General features: G+C 69.7%; 17 protein-coding genes and 1 tRNA gene. 10 read left to right on the forward strand and 8 right to left on the reverse strand.

What is annotated here, in order from left to right:
* The first annotated feature begins 18 nt into the window (after positions 1–18).
* Together M5362_RS23240 and rdgB are read left to right on the forward strand one after the other, a co-directional pair.
* Complete coding sequence (locus M5362_RS23240; RefSeq protein WP_260229649.1) at positions 19–399, forward strand: hypothetical protein; 381 nt, start codon at positions 19–21, stop codon at positions 397–399.
* An 8-nt stretch (positions 400–407) separates the two neighbouring features.
* Entirely contained in the window at positions 408–1,010 is a 603-nt protein-coding gene (gene rdgB, locus M5362_RS23245) for an RdgB/HAM1 family non-canonical purine NTP pyrophosphatase (protein WP_260229650.1), read from the forward strand.
* A 54-nt stretch (positions 1,011–1,064) separates the two neighbouring features.
* Here rdgB and M5362_RS23250 read toward each other — a convergent pair.
* The 3 genes from M5362_RS23250 to bcp all read right to left on the reverse strand — a co-directional run bounded on the left by M5362_RS23250 (position 1,065) and on the right by bcp (position 3,373).
* Positions 1,065–1,148 (reverse strand) — tRNA-Leu (locus M5362_RS23250).
* 103 nt (positions 1,149–1,251) lie between these two features.
* Positions 1,252–2,751, reverse strand: a complete 1,500-nt coding sequence (proP, locus tag M5362_RS23255; protein ID WP_260229651.1) for a glycine betaine/L-proline transporter ProP — start codon at positions 2,749–2,751, stop codon at positions 1,252–1,254.
* 148 nt (positions 2,752–2,899) lie between these two features.
* Positions 2,900–3,373: a thioredoxin-dependent thiol peroxidase gene (gene bcp, locus M5362_RS23260; protein WP_260229652.1), complete on the reverse strand. Its 474-nt coding sequence runs from the start codon at positions 3,371–3,373 to the stop codon at positions 2,900–2,902.
* A 121-nt stretch (positions 3,374–3,494) separates the two neighbouring features.
* Here bcp and M5362_RS23265 point away from each other — a divergent pair, with 121 nt between their 5' ends.
* From M5362_RS23265 to M5362_RS23275, 3 genes are all read left to right on the forward strand, one after another.
* Entirely contained in the window at positions 3,495–3,815 is a 321-nt protein-coding gene (locus M5362_RS23265; protein ID WP_260229653.1) for a DUF3618 domain-containing protein, read from the forward strand.
* A 46-nt stretch (positions 3,816–3,861) separates the two neighbouring features.
* On the forward strand, positions 3,862–4,200 hold the full coding sequence (locus M5362_RS23270) for a co-chaperone GroES (RefSeq protein WP_260229654.1): 339 nt from the start codon (positions 3,862–3,864) through the stop codon (positions 4,198–4,200).
* Positions 4,201–4,377: 177 nt separating this feature from the next.
* The gene (locus M5362_RS23275; protein WP_260229655.1) at positions 4,378–4,698 is read left to right on the forward strand and encodes a multidrug efflux SMR transporter; all 321 of its coding nucleotides are present in this window, start codon (positions 4,378–4,380) and stop codon (positions 4,696–4,698) included.
* On the opposite strand, the gene M5362_RS23280 is transcribed toward M5362_RS23275, so the two are convergent.
* Positions 4,692–7,160 carry a transglycosylase domain-containing protein gene (locus M5362_RS23280; RefSeq protein ID WP_260229656.1) on the reverse strand — a complete coding sequence of 823 codons (2,469 nt, stop codon included), beginning with the start codon at positions 7,158–7,160 and terminating at the stop codon, positions 4,692–4,694. The two genes, M5362_RS23275 and M5362_RS23280, sit on opposite strands and share 7 nt — an antisense overlap.
* Positions 7,161–7,318: 158 nt before the next feature.
* On the opposite strand from M5362_RS23280, the gene M5362_RS23285 reads away from it, so the two are divergent.
* The 4 genes from M5362_RS23285 to M5362_RS23300 all read left to right on the forward strand — a co-directional run bounded on the left by M5362_RS23285 (position 7,319) and on the right by M5362_RS23300 (position 11,323).
* Positions 7,319–8,119, forward strand: a complete 801-nt coding sequence (locus tag M5362_RS23285; protein ID WP_260229779.1) for an ABC-2 family transporter protein — start codon at positions 7,319–7,321, stop codon at positions 8,117–8,119.
* Positions 8,120–8,228: 109 nt separating this feature from the next.
* The gene (locus M5362_RS23290; protein WP_260229780.1) at positions 8,229–9,035 is read left to right on the forward strand and encodes an ABC transporter permease; all 807 of its coding nucleotides are present in this window, start codon (positions 8,229–8,231) and stop codon (positions 9,033–9,035) included.
* A 3-nt stretch (positions 9,036–9,038) separates the two neighbouring features.
* Positions 9,039–10,016, forward strand: coding sequence for an ATP-binding cassette domain-containing protein (locus M5362_RS23295; protein ID WP_260229657.1), 978 nt, complete (start codon positions 9,039–9,041; stop codon positions 10,014–10,016).
* Between the two features lie 17 nt (positions 10,017–10,033).
* Complete coding sequence (locus M5362_RS23300) at positions 10,034–11,323, forward strand: DUF445 domain-containing protein (protein ID WP_260229658.1); 1,290 nt, start codon at positions 10,034–10,036, stop codon at positions 11,321–11,323.
* A 208-nt stretch (positions 11,324–11,531) separates the two neighbouring features.
* On the opposite strand, the gene M5362_RS23305 is transcribed toward M5362_RS23300, so the two are convergent.
* The 3 genes from M5362_RS23305 to M5362_RS23320 form a co-directional block, all read right to left on the reverse strand.
* Complete coding sequence (locus tag M5362_RS23305; protein WP_260229659.1) at positions 11,532–11,834, reverse strand: hypothetical protein; 303 nt, start codon at positions 11,832–11,834, stop codon at positions 11,532–11,534.
* Between the two features lie 320 nt (positions 11,835–12,154).
* Positions 12,155–12,358, reverse strand: coding sequence for a DUF397 domain-containing protein (locus M5362_RS23315; RefSeq protein WP_260229660.1), 204 nt, complete (start codon positions 12,356–12,358; stop codon positions 12,155–12,157).
* Positions 12,358–13,203, reverse strand: coding sequence for a helix-turn-helix transcriptional regulator (locus tag M5362_RS23320; RefSeq protein WP_260229661.1), 846 nt, complete (start codon positions 13,201–13,203; stop codon positions 12,358–12,360). The genes M5362_RS23315 and M5362_RS23320 overlap by 1 nt, the downstream gene beginning before the upstream one ends.
* Positions 13,204–13,407: 204 nt before the next feature.
* On the opposite strand from M5362_RS23320, the gene M5362_RS23325 reads away from it, so the two are divergent.
* Positions 13,408–14,040: an ATP-binding protein gene (locus M5362_RS23325; protein ID WP_260229662.1), complete on the forward strand. Its 633-nt coding sequence runs from the start codon at positions 13,408–13,410 to the stop codon at positions 14,038–14,040.
* Here the strand turns inward: M5362_RS23325 and M5362_RS23330 are convergent.
* Positions 14,016–14,774 (reverse strand): HNH endonuclease, encoded by a 759-nt coding sequence (locus M5362_RS23330; protein ID WP_260229663.1) that lies wholly within the window; start codon positions 14,772–14,774, stop codon positions 14,016–14,018. The two genes, M5362_RS23325 and M5362_RS23330, sit on opposite strands and share 25 nt — an antisense overlap.
* Positions 14,775–14,858 lie beyond the last annotated feature (84 nt).

The following is a 14,858-nucleotide window of genomic DNA, read 5'->3' on the forward strand; positions in this document are numbered from 1 at the left end:
CCCCGGGGAGGACCCGTCTTGAAGCGCCGTCTCGCACTCGCCATCGCCTCGGCAGCCGTACTCACCACCACCCTCGTCGGCTGCGGAGCACTCGACAAGGCAATGGACTGTGTCGCGACCGCCGACGCGATAGCCACCAGCGTCGACAAGCTCTCGCAGGCCGTCTCCAACGCCTCCAACGACCCGACGCAGCTCAACGAGGCCCTGAACGAGATCTCCACGGAGCTCGGCAAGCTCCAGGACACGACCGACAACGCGGACCTGTCCAAGGCCGTCGACGACCTGAGCAAGGGCGTCGAATCCGTGAAGACCGCCGTCAACAACGGCGACACCACCCCGGACATCAAGCCGGTCACCGACGCGGCCGCCGAGATCGGCAAGGTCTGCACCCCGGGATAATCGGGACCATGACCCGACTGATCCTCGCCACCCGCAACGCCGGAAAGATCACCGAACTCCACGCGATCCTCGCCGACGCAGGCCTCACCCACGAGCTCGTCGGCGCGGACGCGTACCCGGAGATCCCCGACGTCAAGGAGACCGGCGTCACCTTCGCCGAGAACGCCCTGCTCAAGGCGCACGCCCTCGCCCAGGCCACCGGCCTGCCGGCCGTCGCCGACGACTCCGGCCTCTGCGTCGACGTCCTGAACGGCGCCCCCGGCATCTTCTCGGCCCGCTGGTCCGGCACCCACGGCAACGACCGCGCCAACCTGGACCTGCTCCTGGCCCAGCTCGGCGACATCGACGCCCCCCACCGGGCCGCCCACTTCGCCTGCGCGGCGGCCCTCGCCCTCCCCGACGGCACGGAGCGCGTCGTCGAGGGCCGGCTGAGGGGCACCCTCCGCCACACCCCGGCGGGCACGAACGGCTTCGGCTACGACCCGATCCTCCAGCCGGAGGGCTACGAGGTCACGTGCGCGGAGCTGACCCCGGAGGAGAAGAACGCGATCAGCCACCGGGGGAAGGCGTTCAGGGCGCTGGTACCGGTGATCCGGGAGCTGCTGGGTTGAGGCCCTCATGCAAGCGACCTGCGAATCGAGCCTTCGATTCGCAGGTCGCTTATGTGCGGCGGAAGGGATTCGAACCCTCAAGCCCGATCAAGGGCCACAGATCCTAAGTCTGCTGCGTCGCCGTTGCGCCACCGCCGCCAGCCGCATGCAATGGTACCGGGGCGCGTCACCCGCGCTTCCCGCCCCTGCACCAGGTGCTGGTGACGGCACGGCAGTTGGGCCGTCCATCACGGGCGAGGGGTCAGAACTTCGGTTCCGGTGCCTGCGCCAGGACCAGTTCCGCCGCCTCCTCCGGGGTCTCCACGCACGGGGGCGAACCCTCCAGCGGGCGCTGGGCCGTCTCCTTCATGCAGGCCACCGCGATCACGCCGACGAGCGCCGCGCCCATCGCGTAGTACGCCGGCATCAGGCCGCTGCCGGTCGCCCCGATCAGTGCCGTGATGACCAGCGGGGTCGTACCGCCGAAGAGCGAGGCCGACAGGTTGTAGCCGACGGACAGGGAGCCGTAGCGCACGTCGGTCGGGAAGAGCGCCGGGAGCGCCGCCGACATCGTGCCGAGCATGCAGACCAGCGACAGGCCGAGCATCAGCATGCCCGCGGTGATGGCCAGGACGCCGCCCTGGCGGATCAGCAGGAACGCGGGGAGCGAGAGGAAGAGGAAGCCGAGCATCCCCGCCATCAGCACCGGCTTGCGTCCGAAGCGGTCGTTGAGCCGTCCCACCTGGGCGATGATCAGCATGAGGAAGACCATCACGAGCAGCAGGATCAGCAGGCCGTGCGTCTCGCTGTAGCCGAGTTCGTCGGAGAGGTACGTCGGCATGTACGACAGCAGCATGTAGTCGGTGATGTTGTACGCGCCCACGAGGGCGATGCACAGGATCAGCGTCGGCCACTGCTGCCGGAAGATCTTCGCCAGGTCGCCCTTGGCCGAGGTCTCCACCGGGTCCGCCGCCTCCGAGGCGCGCGCCGTGCCGCTCTCCAGCTTCTGGAAGGCGGGCGTCTCGTCGAGCCGCATCCGCAGGTAGAGGCCGACCAGGCCGAGCGGCCCCGCGACCAGGAACGGTACGCGCCAGCCCCACGCCTCCATCGTGTCGGAGCCGAGCCAGGTGGTGAGCGCCGTGACCAGGCCCGCCGCGGCGACGTAGCCCGCGAGCGTGCCGAACTCCAGGAAGCTGCCGAAGAAGCCGCGTCGGCGGTCGGGAGCGTACTCGGCGATGAACGTCGACGCGCCGCCGTACTCGCCGCCGGTGGAGAAGCCCTGGAGCATCCGGAAGAGGACCAGCAGGACCGGGGCCCAGAAGCCGATCGAGGCGTACGACGGGATCAGGCCGATGGCGAACGTGCCCACCGCCATGAGGATCATCGTCATGGCCAGGACCTTCTTGCGGCCGATCCTGTCGCCCATCGGGCCGAACACCATGCCGCCCAGGGGGCGCACGAGGAACGCGACCGCGAAGGTCGCGAACGACGACAGCAGCTGTGCGGTCTCGTTCCCGGCCGGGAAGAAGACGTGGCCGAGTGTGACGGCGAGGTAGGCGTAGATGCCGAAGTCGAACCACTCCATGGCATTGCCGAGGGAGGCCGCCTTCACGGCGCGCCTGACCGCCGCGTCGTCGGTCACCGTGATGTCCGACCGTCGCAGGGGCGGCTGCTGCCGCCGTGTGACGGCCCGGAACAGCCGCGGATGCCGTCTGCGGGCTTCCTGGTCGGCCGCAGGGGCGGTGCGGTCGGTGGCCGACATGACCGTACGTCCTTTCTCGGGGGGCAACTCCAGGAAGGACGTCTGCGCGGTCGTGCCGATCACAAACGGAAATGGCGCGGAATTGAGGCCTCCGTCACGTTGCCGACGGAGGCCTCGGGGTCCGGGGAGCCCTCAGGTCTGGGAGCCCTCAGGCCTGGATGGCCAGGTCCTTGATGATCTTGGCGACGTGGCCGGTCGCCTTCACGTTGTACAGCGCGCGCTCGACCTTGCCGTCCTCGTCGACGATCACCGTCGAGCGGATGACGCCCGTCACCGTCTTGCCGTACAGCTTCTTCTCGCCGAAGGCGCCGTACGCCTCCAGCGTCTCCTTCGACGGGTCGCCGACCAGCGTGACCTTCAGGTGCTCCTGCTCGCGGAACTTCGCCAGCTTCTCCGGCTTGTCCGGGGACACGCCGATGACGTCGTAGCCCGCGCCCGCGAGCAGCTCCAGGTTGTCCGTGAAGTCGCAGGCCTGCTTGGTGCAGCCCGGGGTGAGCGCCGCCGGGTAGAAGTAGACGATGACCTTGCGGCCCTTGTGGTCAGCGAGCGAGACGTCGTTGCCGTCCGCGTCGGGCAGGGTGAAGGCGGGGGCGGTGTCGCCGGGCTGAAGTCGCTCGCTCATGGCTCTCCTCGGGGTGTCTGCGCGTACACGCCCGAGCCTAATGGGGGCCTGAGACAGACCGCGGACGGAGAAACTGAGAGACTGTCCGTCAACGACCGATTACGACTACGGAGGCAGCGCGGTGTCGGAGTCCAGGACCCCTGCGCAGATCGAGGCGGACATCGTCCGCCGGCGCGAGCAGCTTGCCGAGACTCTCGACGAGATCGGCATCCGGATGCACCCGAAGACGATCATCGGCGACGCGAAGGCGAAGGTCGCCTCCACGGTCGACCAGACGGCCGGGCGGGCGTTCGTCGCCGTCAACCGGACCGTCTCCGACGTGAAGGCCCGGTTCACCCACGACGACGGCGCGCCGCGCCTGGAGCGGGTGGTTCCGGTGGCGCTGGTCGCCGTGGCGCTCGTCGGGCTGCTCGCGGTGTCCGTGCGCAAGCGCAAGGGATGACCGCTCCCGGGTACGGCCGGCGCGCCCGGACAGGTAGGTTCGAGCCGTGAGCGACAACACCCACGACAAGCTGCCCATCCGGATGCTCCACGACCGTGTGCTGGTCCGGACCGACTCCCCGGAGGGGGAGCGGCGCTCGGGCGGCGGCATCCTCATTCCGGCGACCGCCGCCGTCGGCCGTCGGCTGGCCTGGGCCGAGGTCGTCGCGGTCGGCCAGAACGTCCGTACGGTCGAGACCGGTGACCGGGTGCTGTACGACCCGGAGGACCGCGCCGAGGTGGAGGTGCGGGGCGTCGCGTACGTCCTGATGCGCGAGCGCGATCTGCACGCGGTGGCCGCGGACCGGTTCGAGGGTTCCAAGGACACGACCGGGCTGTATCTGTAGAGCTGGATCCGCGGAACGTGCGGAGCTGAGGCCTGGTGACCGGTGTCACCAGGCCTTCTGTCTGTTCCTTGCTACGCTGGACACACCCGACGAGACGCGCCGTACCGGGCTCGCTGCACCGCAGTACGCAAAGACGACGCACCCCTGTTGATCCGTCTCGCGGAGGTGTTCGTCGTCATGGCCTGGGTTCTTCTGATCGTCGCCGGTCTGCTCGAGGTCGGCTGGTCCATCGGCATGAAGTACACGGACGGGTTCACCCGTCTCTGGCCGAGCGTCTTCACGGGCGCCGGGATCGTCGCCTCGATGCTGCTGCTCTCGCACGCGGCCAAGACGCTGCCGATCGGTACGGCGTACGGCGTGTGGGTCGGCATCGGCGCGGCCGGTGCGGCGGTCCTCGGCATGGTGGTGCTCGGTGAGCCGGCGACCGCCGCGCGGATCTTCTTCGTCTGTCTGCTGCTGGTGGCCGTGGTGGGGCTGAAGGCGACCTCGGGTCACTGACGCGGCGGCTGCTGGGTCGTTCGTGGCGGCTGCTCCGGGAGCGGCTGTTCCGGCTGTCGCGGATCCGGCCGGGGTTCGTGGTGCAGGGACTGCTGTACGGGCTCGGCCTCCGGCCGTGGCGCCCGTACCGGCTCCTGCTCCTCCCGTACCGGCTCCCGTACCGACTCGTGTACCGGCTCCCGCTCGGGCCGCTCCTGCTCCTGGCCCGCCTCCCGCCCCTGCTCCCGCCCCGGCTGCTGTTCGGGCATCGGCTGGGGCGGGCGCTGCTGCTCCGGGCGCGGGGGGAGCCGCTGTCCCGGCGGCCGCTGCCCCGGCGCCTTCGGTCCGGCCTGGCCGTACTCGTCCTCCTGCTCCTCCTGGCCTTCCGTCTCCCGCCCCTCCTCCTCCGTCTCCGGCGGGACGTCGGACTCGGGCTGCGCCGGTGGTTCCAGCCACTCCTGCGCCCCTTCGCCCAGTTCGAGTTCGAACTCCCGCGGCTCGGTCCCCGTCAGCGCGTCCCGGGTGAACTGGCCCCAGATCTCCGCGGGCGTCCCGCCCCCGTTGATCCGGGCCTGTCCGAGCGCGCCGTACAACGGCTTCTGCTCGCCGGTGTCGGGGTCCTGGCCCATGACCGTGACGACCGTCGCGAGATCCGGGGTGTAGCCCGCGAACCAGGCGGCCTTGTCGTCCTCGGCCGTGCCCGTCTTGCCGGCGGCCGGTCGCCCCGCCGCCAGTGCCGCCGTTCCCGTACCGCTCTCCACGACGCTGCGCAGGACCAGGGTCGTCGTGTCGGCCGCCTCCCGGCTCACCGCCTGCCGGGCACCGGAGGACGGCACGGTCAGGGCCTGGCCGTCCTTGGTGATCCCGTCGACGAGGGTGTACGTGCCGTGGCGGCCGTGGTTGGCGAGGGTCGCGTACGCCTCGGCCATGTCCAGCGCGCTCGCGGTGGCGGGGCCCAGGGCGATGGAGGGGGAGCCGTTGAGGTCGGGGGTCCGGGCGGGCAGGCCGAGGGCGACGGCGGTCTGCTTGACCCGCGCGGGTCCGACGTCCACGGCCATCTGTGCGTACACGGCGTTGACCGAGTCGTCGGTGGCGGTACGGACGGTGATGTCGCCGTACGAGGCGTCGTCCTCGTTGGCGGGGGCGTAGAAGGGGCCGCTCCAGCCCTGCACGGGGCGCTTGTCGGTGCCGTCGTAGTAGGTGTTGGGAGTGATCGGCTCGCCGTCCTGGGTGACCGAGGTGTGTTCGATCGCCGCGGTGAGGACGAAGGGCTTGAAGGTCGAGCCGACCTGGTAGTCGCGCCGGGTCGCGTTGTTGACGTACTGCCTGGTGTAGTCGACGCCGCCGTACATCGCGACGACGCGGCCGGTCGACGGCTCGATCGCCGCGCCGCCGACCCGGACGAAGCGGTCGATGGGGTTGCGTGCCGGGTCGAGCCGGGACATCACCTTGTCGTCGACGGCGGTGACGAAGGCTTCCTGCTTGTCCTTCTCCAGGGTGGTGGTGATGCGGTAGCCGCCGCCGGCGAGGGTCTTCTCGTCGAGGACGCCGTGGGCGGTGAGGTAGTCCTCGACGGCCTGGACGATGTAGCCGCGCTGGCCGGAGAGACCGGTGGCGGGGCGCGCGGTCTGGGGCGTGGGGAAGTCGGCGGCGGCCCGGTCGGCGCGGGAGAGCCATCTCTCCTTGACCATGCCGTTCATGACGTAGTTCCAGCGGGCGAGCGCCTTGGGCCGGTTCTCGGGGTGGGTGGCCACGTCGTAGGCGCTGGGGGCGTTGAGGAGTGAGGCCAGGTAGGCGCCTTCGGCGGTGTCGAGGTCGCCGGCGTCCTTGCCGTAGTAGGCGCGGGCGGCGGCCTGGATGCCGTAGGCGTTGCGGCCGAAGTAACTGGTGTTCAGATAGCCCTCGAGGATCTCGTCCTTGCTCTTCTCGCGGTTGAGTTTGATCGCGATGAAGAACTCCTTCGCCTTGCGGGTGAGGGTCTGTTCCTGGCCCAGGTAGTAGTTCTTGACGTACTGCTGGGTGATGGTGGAGCCGGACTGTCTGCCCTTGCCGGTGAGGGTGTTCCAGGCGGCGCGGACCATGGCCTTGGGGTCGACGGCGGCCCGGTCGGAGGAAAAGTCGCGGTCCTCCGCGGCGAGTACGGCGTGCCGGACGGTGAGGGGGATCTGGGCGAGGCGTACGTTCTCGCGGTTGACCTCGCCGTCGCGGGCGATCTGGGTGCCGTCCCGGTAGAGGTACACGTTGGACTGGGCGGTCGCGGCGGCGTTGGCGGGCGGGATCTCGACGAGCAGATAGCCCGCGACGAAGCCGGCGGCCAGCAGCAGGGTGCCGAAGAGGAACGTGCCGAAGAGCGTCCGCAGGATGCGCCGGGGGCGTGAGCGGCGTGCGCGCCGGGGGGCCGCGGGCGGGGGTGTGGCGGGGACGGTGGGGTCTCTCGGCGTCCAGCCGGGCCGGTGTGAACGATCTGGCTGGTCGTCGCGCATGTCTGGAACTCCCGTACCGGATGAAGGAGGCATGGCCCTCCCCATAGTGCACGTATCAGGACAGAACCTGAGGAATGCGACTCGAAATCCACTCGCGGTGGCGGAGCGCGGGCGGCTAGGGTCGTGCGCTTTGATGCCGGAAGGGAGGGCGCGACATGCTGCGGCTGTACGCGACGGTGGCCGCGGGTGGCTTCCGGCGCCATGCCACATATCGGATGGCGACGGCTGCGGGGGTGTTCACCAACACCGTCTTCGGTTTCATCCTGGCGTACACCTATATGGCCCTGTGGGACGAGCGGCCGCAGCTGGGTGGCTACGACATGGCGGACGCGCTCGCCTATGTGTGGATCGGCCAGGGTCTGATCACGGTCTGCGGGATGATGGGCGGCGGCTTCGAGGACGAGCTGATCGAGCGCATCCGTACGGGTGACATCGCCGTCGACCTCTACCGGCCGGCGGACCTCCAGGCCTGGTGGTTCTCGGCCAACGCGGGGCGGAGCGCGTATCAGTTGCTCGGCCGTGGCGTGGTTCCGATGGTGATCGGGGCGCTCGTCTTCGACTTCCGGCTGCCGTCGCGGCCGTCGACCTGGCTCGCGTTCCTGCTGGCGATCGCGCTGGGATCGACGGTCGCCTTCGCGATCTGGTACCTGGTCGCGATGTCCGCGTTCTGGCTGATGGACGGTCAGGGGGTGGTGCAGGTGGCGTGGCTGGGCGGGCTGTTCTTCTCCGGGATGCTGCTGCCGCTGAACGTCTTCCCCGGCACGCTCGGGGAGGTGGCGCAGATGCTGCCGTGGGCGTCGATGCTCCAGATCCCGGCGGACGTGTACCTGGAGCGGTACGAGGGGTGGGGGCTGCTCGGGGCGTACGGCTTCCAGCTGTCCTGGGCCTTGGTCCTCCTCGCGGCGGGCCGGCTGACGCAGTCGCTCGCGACACGGAAGGTGGTGGTGCAGGGTGGCTGAGTCGCCCGCCGTCGCCGAGTCGGACGCGGCGTCCGGACCGCCGGGGACCGCGGATCCCCCCGTGGTCGCCGAGCCGTCCGTGGTCGCCGAGCCCTGGCGCGCGTACCGGATGGTCGCCGAGTCCTGGCGTACGTACCGGATGGTGGCCGGGATGTGGATCCGTTCGACGATGACGTACCGCACGTCCTTCGCCCTGACCCTCTTCTCGTCCTTCTCCGTCACCTTCTTCGACTTCGTCGTGATCCTGCTGATGTTCGGTCAGGTGGAGGGGCTCGGCGGCTTCTCCTTCGCCGAGGTGGCCTTCCTGTACGGGACGGCCGGCACGTCCTTCGGGATCGCCGACCTGACCATGGGCTCGCTCCAGCGGATGGGCCGACGGGTGCGGGACGGCTCGCTCGACACGTTCCTGATGCGGCCGGCACCCGTGCTCGCACAGGTGGCGGCGGACAAGTTCGCGCTGCGGCGGCTCGGCCGGGTGGCGCAGGGGCTGTTCGTGCTGGTCTGGGCGCTGGTCCTGCTGGACGTGGAGTGGACGGCGCTGAAGGTGGCGCTGCTGCCGGTGACGCTGGTGAGCGGCGCGGTGATCTTCTCGGCGGTGATGGTCGTGGGCGCGTCGGTGCTGTTCTGGGCGCAGGACGCGGCGGAGGTGACCAACGCCTTCACCTACGGCGGGAACACGCTCCTGCAGTACCCGCCGGCGATCTTCGCTCAGGACCTCGTGCGCGGTGTCGTGTACGTCGTACCGCTGGCGTTCGTGAACTGGCTGCCCGCGCTGTACGTGCTGGGGCGGCCGGCCCCGGCCGGGGTGCCGTCCTGGCTGGCGTTCGCGTCACCGCTGGTGGCGTTGGTGTGCTGCGTCCTCGCGGGGTGGGCGTGGCGGACGGGACTGCGTTCGTACCGGAGTACAGGGAGCTGAGTCATGACCTTCATCGAGCTCGACGGTGTGGAGAAGGTCTTCACCGTGCGCAGACGGGCGGGGCTGCTGCGCCGGGAGAAGCGTGAGGTGCGGGCGGTCGACGGGATCGGCTTCGGCGTGGAACGCGGCGAGATGGTCGGCTACATCGGCCCGAACGGCGCGGGGAAGTCGACCACGATCAAGATGCTGACCGGCATCCTCACCCCGAGCGGCGGCCGGCTGCGGGTCGCGGGCATCGACCCGTCGCGGGAGCGGACGCGGCTCGCCCAGCGGATCGGGGTGGTGTTCGGGCAGCGGACGACGCTCTGGTGGGACCTGCCGCTGAAGGACTCGTACCGGCTGATGCACCGGATGTACCGGATCCCCGACGAGCGGTTCGCCGCCAACCTCGCCCGCTGCGTGGACCTCCTCGAACTGGGCGACCTGCTCGACGTCCCCGTACGGCAGCTGTCCCTGGGCCAGCGGATGCGCGGCGACATCGCGGCGGCGCTGCTGCACGACCCGGACGTGCTCTACCTGGACGAGCCGACGATCGGCCTCGACGTGGTGTCCAAGGCGCGGGTACGGGAGTTCCTGCGCGAGCTCAACGCCACCCGGGGCACGACCGTCCTGCTGACGACGCACGACCTTCAGGACATCGAGCAGCTGTGCAGACGGGTGATGGTGATCGACCACGGCCGGCTGGTGTACGACGGGGAACTGACGGGCCTGCACGAGGCGGGGTCGAGCGAACGTCTCCTGGTGGTGGACCTGGAGCGCGAGCTTCCGCCGATCGAGGTCGCGGGGGCCCGGTTCGTCCGGTCGGACGGCCCGCGGCAGGTCCTCGCCTTCCCCACCTCCTCCTCGGCCGCCCCTCTGGTGGCGGCGGTGGCGGAGCGGTACCCCCTGGTGGATCTGTCGGTGCGGGAACCGGACATCGAGGCCGTGATCGCGAAGATGTACGGGGAACGGGAACTTGAGGTGCGCCCGGGAAGTCCCTGATGTAGGGAGGTGGGGTGATGAGCGACACGAAGACACCGCTGGTCGCGTTCTCGTACACGGCGGCGGACGCGGAGCGGCACCGGGGCGTGCGCCGTATGAAGACCCTCGCCACGGGCCTTCTGGTCGTGGTGGCGGTCATCTACGCGCTGGCGACGTGGGCGGAGAACGCGGGGTGGGGCGCCTGGGCCGGCTATGTGGCGGCCGCGGCGGAGGCCGGCATGGTGGGCGCGCTGGCGGACTGGTTCGCCGTGACGGCGCTCTTCCGCCGCCCGCTGGGCCTGCCGATCCCGCACACGGCGATCATCCCGACGAAGAAGAACCAGCTGGGTGCCACGCTGGGCTCGTTCGTCGGCGAGAACTTCCTGTCGGCGGATGTCGTACGGGGACGGCTGCACGCGCTGGGCATCGCGGGCCGCCTCGGCGCGTGGCTCGCGGAGCCGGCGCACGCGGACCGGGTGACGAGGGAGCTGGCGACCGCTCTGCGCGGCGCCCTGACGGTCCTGCGGGACTCCGACGTCCAGGCGGTGGTCGGCGAGGCGATCACCCGGCGGGCCGAGGCGGCGGAGGTCGCGCCCGGCATCGGCAAGACGCTGGAGAGGATCGTCGCCGACGGGGCGCACCACCGGGCGGTGGACCTGGTGTGCACGCGGGCGCACGACTGGCTGGTCTTCCACGCGGACTCGGTGATGGACGCGGTCCAGGGCGGCGCGCCGGGCTGGACCCCGCGTTTCGTGGACCGCAAGGTGGGCGAGCGGGTCTACAAGGAGCTGCTGCGCTTCGTCACGGAGATGCGGGACATGCCGGGTCATCCCGCGCGTGGCGCGATCGACCGCTTCCTGACGGACTTCGCGGCCGACCTCCAGGCGGACACCGAGACCCGGGCGCGGGTGGAACGCCTGAAGGCGGACCTGCTGGCGCGCCCGGAGATCCAGGACATCATCGCGTCGGCCTGGGCGTCGGTACGCGGCCTGATCATCGCGGCGGCGGAGGACGACAGCAGCCAGCTCCGCCTGCGGGCCCGGGCGTCCCTGATCTCCCTGGGCGGCAGGCTGGTGACGGACAGCCGCCTGCAGGCGAAGGTCGAGGGGTGGGCGGAGGACGCGGCGGCCTATGTGGTGACGACGTACCGCACGGAGATCACGTCGCTGATCAGCGACACGGTGGCGAGCTGGGACGCGGACCAGACCTCGAAGAAGATCGAGGCGAACATCGGCCGGGACCTCCAGTTCATCCGCATCAACGGCACGGTGGTGGGCGCGCTGGCGGGCCTGCTGATCTACACGGTGAGCCACGCGCTGGGGGGATGAGCGGGGGGGTTCCGCGGTTCGGGGCGGTGCGCACGGGTGCGCCCCGCTGTGAGTGAGGGTCCGGGGCGCACCGGTGTGCCACGCGCTGGGCGGGTGAGGGGGTAGGGACCCGCCCGCCCAGCGCTCATGGGGAGGGCACCCACTAGTACGCGGGGGAGGGACGGGACGTTCAACGGCCCCGACATTTCCTCCGTCCCTTGTTCCGGACTCAGCCCGTGTGACGGGTGGCGGCCCAGGAGGTCCCGGCCATGGCCCCGGCGACCCCGAAGACGGCGGGCCAGGCGCCGACCTTCTTGGCGAGCGGGTGGGACCCGGCGAACGCGGCGACGTACGCGCCGGTGAGCGCGGCGGCGGTCCTGCCCCCGGCCACCTGCTGCCACTCCCGCGCGGCCAGCCCGCCGGCGGCGGCCAGCACGACCCCACCGAGCGGCCGCTTCTTGGTCCACCGAGCGACGGCATAACCACCGACGAGCCCGGCGGCGGCGATGACGGGGGAGGGGATGCGGGGCATGGGAGGGCCTCTCTCAAGGGCGACGGTCTCGGCCTACGAGCCTAACTTCACCCCTCACACGCGACCCCGTCCCCGTCCCGGGCGCTCCGCCTGATCGGTCACGCCGAGGACACTCTCGCCTCGGGTTCAGAGCATCCCACCCCTGACTGGCTGGACTGGTTCAGCTCGGTACGCCTCCCTCTGTGCCGTGAGCTGAGCCCGCAAGGCGACAGACCGCCGCCGTGCTTCTGACAAGGGCGAGGCCGCCCTGGAAAGCATGACGCTGACCTTCGCCGAAGCCTCAGGGGTCGGCCGGCTCCGCTCCTCGGCGGGCCACAAGGTCACCTGGAGCTGGTGACGCCCACGACGAACGCACGCCATGCCCGTGCCCCGAAGGTGAGGACGGGACCGTCGAGATACTTCGAATCCCTGACGAGCGCCGCATGGGCGGTACACGCGCACTCCACGCATTCTGTCGTGTTCCCACCGCTGTAGGACGACTTGAACCAGCCGTTGTCATGGGGTCCGGGCGGTGTGCCGAGCACTACAGCTCCTTGCAGATGCGCTGGATCAGGGACGAGGACGCTTCCATGTCCAACGCTTGTGCACGCAGGTACTCGAACGCAAGTCTGTACCGGTCCAGTTCCTCTTCCGTCTCCATGAAGAGGGATCCGGTATGCAGGTCGACGTAGACGACGTCGAGCGATGCTTCGGCACCTCCGAGGATGACGAAGCTACCCAGTGCTGCGGCGTGGGCTCCCTTGGAGAAGGGGAGGACCTGGAGTGTGATCTGGTTGGCCTTATTCGCCTCAAGCAGCCGTCGGAGCTGAGCCTTCATGATCTCCCGGGAGCCGACGACCCGGCGGAGAACAGATTCGTCGAGGATGGCCCAGAGGTGGGGAGGCCTGGCTCTGGTCAGGACCTCTTGCCGCTTCATCCGGATGTCGACGAGCCGCTCGATCTCTTCGGTAGCCAGGCGTAGTTCGTTGGCTTGCTGCAGTGCCGTGCTGTAGTCCCGCGTCTGGAGTAGTCCAGGTACGTAGACGCATGAGAAGTGATCTTCACGGACCGCTTCGTCCTCCAGCGTGAGCAGGAGGTTCATGCTCTCCGGGATGGAGTCGGCAAACGAGTTCCACCATCCCTGTTGTTTGGCGTCTTTGGCCAGCCCGACGACGGCCTCGCGCTCGACGTCGCTTGCGCCGTACTCGCGACACAAGGCATCCACGATGGGCCACTTGACCGGGCCGGCCTGGGTCTCGTACCGGCTTACCGTGGCCTTCGATACGCCGACAAGTCGACCGGCCTCCTCCAAGGTCATGCCTGAGCGCGCGCGGAGCTTGCGCATGGTTGCGCCGAGCTGGCGTCGGCGGGTTGTCGTCCTCGATGACAAGGCGGCCCTCCTTCCTCGCCCGACTCCGGGCGCCAATCAGGCTATGTAGCAGAGCCGTTGAGGCCAGCGAATCCACCCGAACGAGTCTCGTGAGAAGTTACATGAGGAGAATTCTCGCTGCCATACTCGCAACCACGAAGTCACGCAGCGTCGCCGTTCGGATGCGGTGGGCGCAGCGCTGTCGTGGACAGGGAGGGAGTCATCATGGCGCTGGGGAACGATGGCGGATCGAAGCTTCGCTGCGTCCTGCCCTTCGAGGCGGTGCCGGGCGAACTGAAGTCGCTGCGGAGGGTGATCCGTTCGACGCTCGGCCAGTGGGGCGCGATGGACGCAGCCGACGAGATCGAGCTCATCGCGACTGAGCTGGCGACGAACGTCATCAAGCACGTGGGTGAAGGTGCTCCGGCGACACTTGTTCTTGAACCCCGGGGCAGTCGTCTCCGAGTGGAACTCCACGACGGGAGCCCGGTCCTCCCTCGCGGCGGCCGCCAGGCCGACTGCGACGAGGAGTGCGGTCGCGGTCTGCACCTGCTGGCTTCGATGTCCGCCGACTGGGGCGCCCTCCCTACCAGGTCGGGCAAGGTCGTGTGGTGCGAACTCTCGCTCGTGGCCGACGCGGTCTGCGCTCGGGCTCAACGTGCGTTCACAGCCCTCGATGGCTACCGGGATCTGCTCGGCGTGCGCGTGTCGGGGTCCGCCCCCGGCTCTCGCGTGAACCAGGAGGCGGCCACCACGCTGATTGCAGACCTCCTGGTGTGGCTTGCCCTGCACGGCAGCGACCCCGATGAGGTGCTTATTCGTGCGCAGCAGCTCTATGAGGCGGGAGAAGCCGCGTGAGCCCCGCCATGACGCATCTCCTCGCGGACGGCGGCAGGAGTGCGCCAGGCGGCGCCTGCGTAGCTTCGGTGGCACATGCGATGGCAGTTGGCGCAGAGAAGGGCGAGACCATCGAGCCGGGTCTCGCGCGGACCAGTCGCGTGGAGGGGGGTGATGTGGTGTACCTCGACGTAACCCACGCCAAGCGCTCCGTACGTCTCGCCGAAGTCGAAAGCGCAGACTTCGCAACGGATGGGCTTCCCCAGCTTCTGTACTTGCGTGATCTTCTGGTCGCGCAGAGTGCGGTCCCGCTCACGGTAGAGGGCAAGGCGCATCAGCAGGCGACCTTCGCGGGCGCCCTGGCCTCCGTCATCATCGATCTCCTCTGGCTGCACGGGGATGCGGTGAAGCTCACCGCTGGCGATTCCGTCGCGCAGGGCGCGAGCGGCGGCCAGCATCTCCGAGGGGTGTGCGAGGAAATCGGCGACGATCTCTTGGGTGGGGCGGCCCCCTTTGGTCATCGGGCCGGCGTGGTCGGGATGCGCGGTGGCGATGTCGGTGGTCTTGCGGCTGACGCTGTTGGGGGACCGGAAGCGGTGATCCACGGCTGCACCGCCGTGCAGGGGGAGAGCGCGGAGCAAGTCAGACAGCTCCAGCACGCGCAGGTCGTTCTGACGCAGCTCGCGCCAGCCGTTCTCCATGACGAGCGCGCATGCGAGCAGCAGCTCGTCCTTCACCCACGAGATTTGCGCCATGCGAGAGATCGTATAAGTGTTCGCCCTGTGTGTGGAGTGTCTGGGAAGGCCGGGGGATGGCGCACACTAGGGAGGCGTTGTCAG

This window comes from Streptomyces sp. Je 1-79, from assembly GCF_025195125.1.
Classification (GTDB): Bacteria; Actinomycetota; Actinomycetes; order Streptomycetales; family Streptomycetaceae; genus Streptomyces.

What these genes read in the sequence shown, in the direction of transcription:
- rdgB (WP_260229650.1), top strand. Translation starts at nt 408, where the DNA reads ATGACCCGACTGATCCTCGCCACCCGCAACGCCGGAAAGATCACCGAA.
- proP (WP_260229651.1), bottom strand. Translation starts at nt 2,751, where the DNA reads ATGTCGGCCACCGACCGCACCGCCCCTGCGGCCGACCAGGAAGCCCGC.
- bcp (WP_260229652.1), bottom strand. Translation starts at nt 3,373, where the DNA reads ATGAGCGAGCGACTTCAGCCCGGCGACACCGCCCCCGCCTTCACCCTG.
- M5362_RS23275 (WP_260229655.1), top strand. Translation starts at nt 4,378, where the DNA reads ATGGCCTGGGTTCTTCTGATCGTCGCCGGTCTGCTCGAGGTCGGCTGG.
- M5362_RS23280 (WP_260229656.1), bottom strand. Translation starts at nt 7,160, where the DNA reads ATGCGCGACGACCAGCCAGATCGTTCACACCGGCCCGGCTGGACGCCG.
- M5362_RS23290 (WP_260229780.1), top strand. Translation starts at nt 8,229, where the DNA reads ATGGTCGCCGAGTCCTGGCGTACGTACCGGATGGTGGCCGGGATGTGG.
- M5362_RS23295 (WP_260229657.1), top strand. Translation starts at nt 9,039, where the DNA reads ATGACCTTCATCGAGCTCGACGGTGTGGAGAAGGTCTTCACCGTGCGC.
- M5362_RS23300 (WP_260229658.1), top strand. Translation starts at nt 10,034, where the DNA reads ATGAGCGACACGAAGACACCGCTGGTCGCGTTCTCGTACACGGCGGCG.
- M5362_RS23305 (WP_260229659.1), bottom strand. Translation starts at nt 11,834, where the DNA reads ATGCCCCGCATCCCCTCCCCCGTCATCGCCGCCGCCGGGCTCGTCGGT.
- M5362_RS23325 (WP_260229662.1), top strand. Translation starts at nt 13,408, where the DNA reads ATGGCGCTGGGGAACGATGGCGGATCGAAGCTTCGCTGCGTCCTGCCC.
- M5362_RS23330 (WP_260229663.1), bottom strand. Translation starts at nt 14,774, where the DNA reads ATGGCGCAAATCTCGTGGGTGAAGGACGAGCTGCTGCTCGCATGCGCG.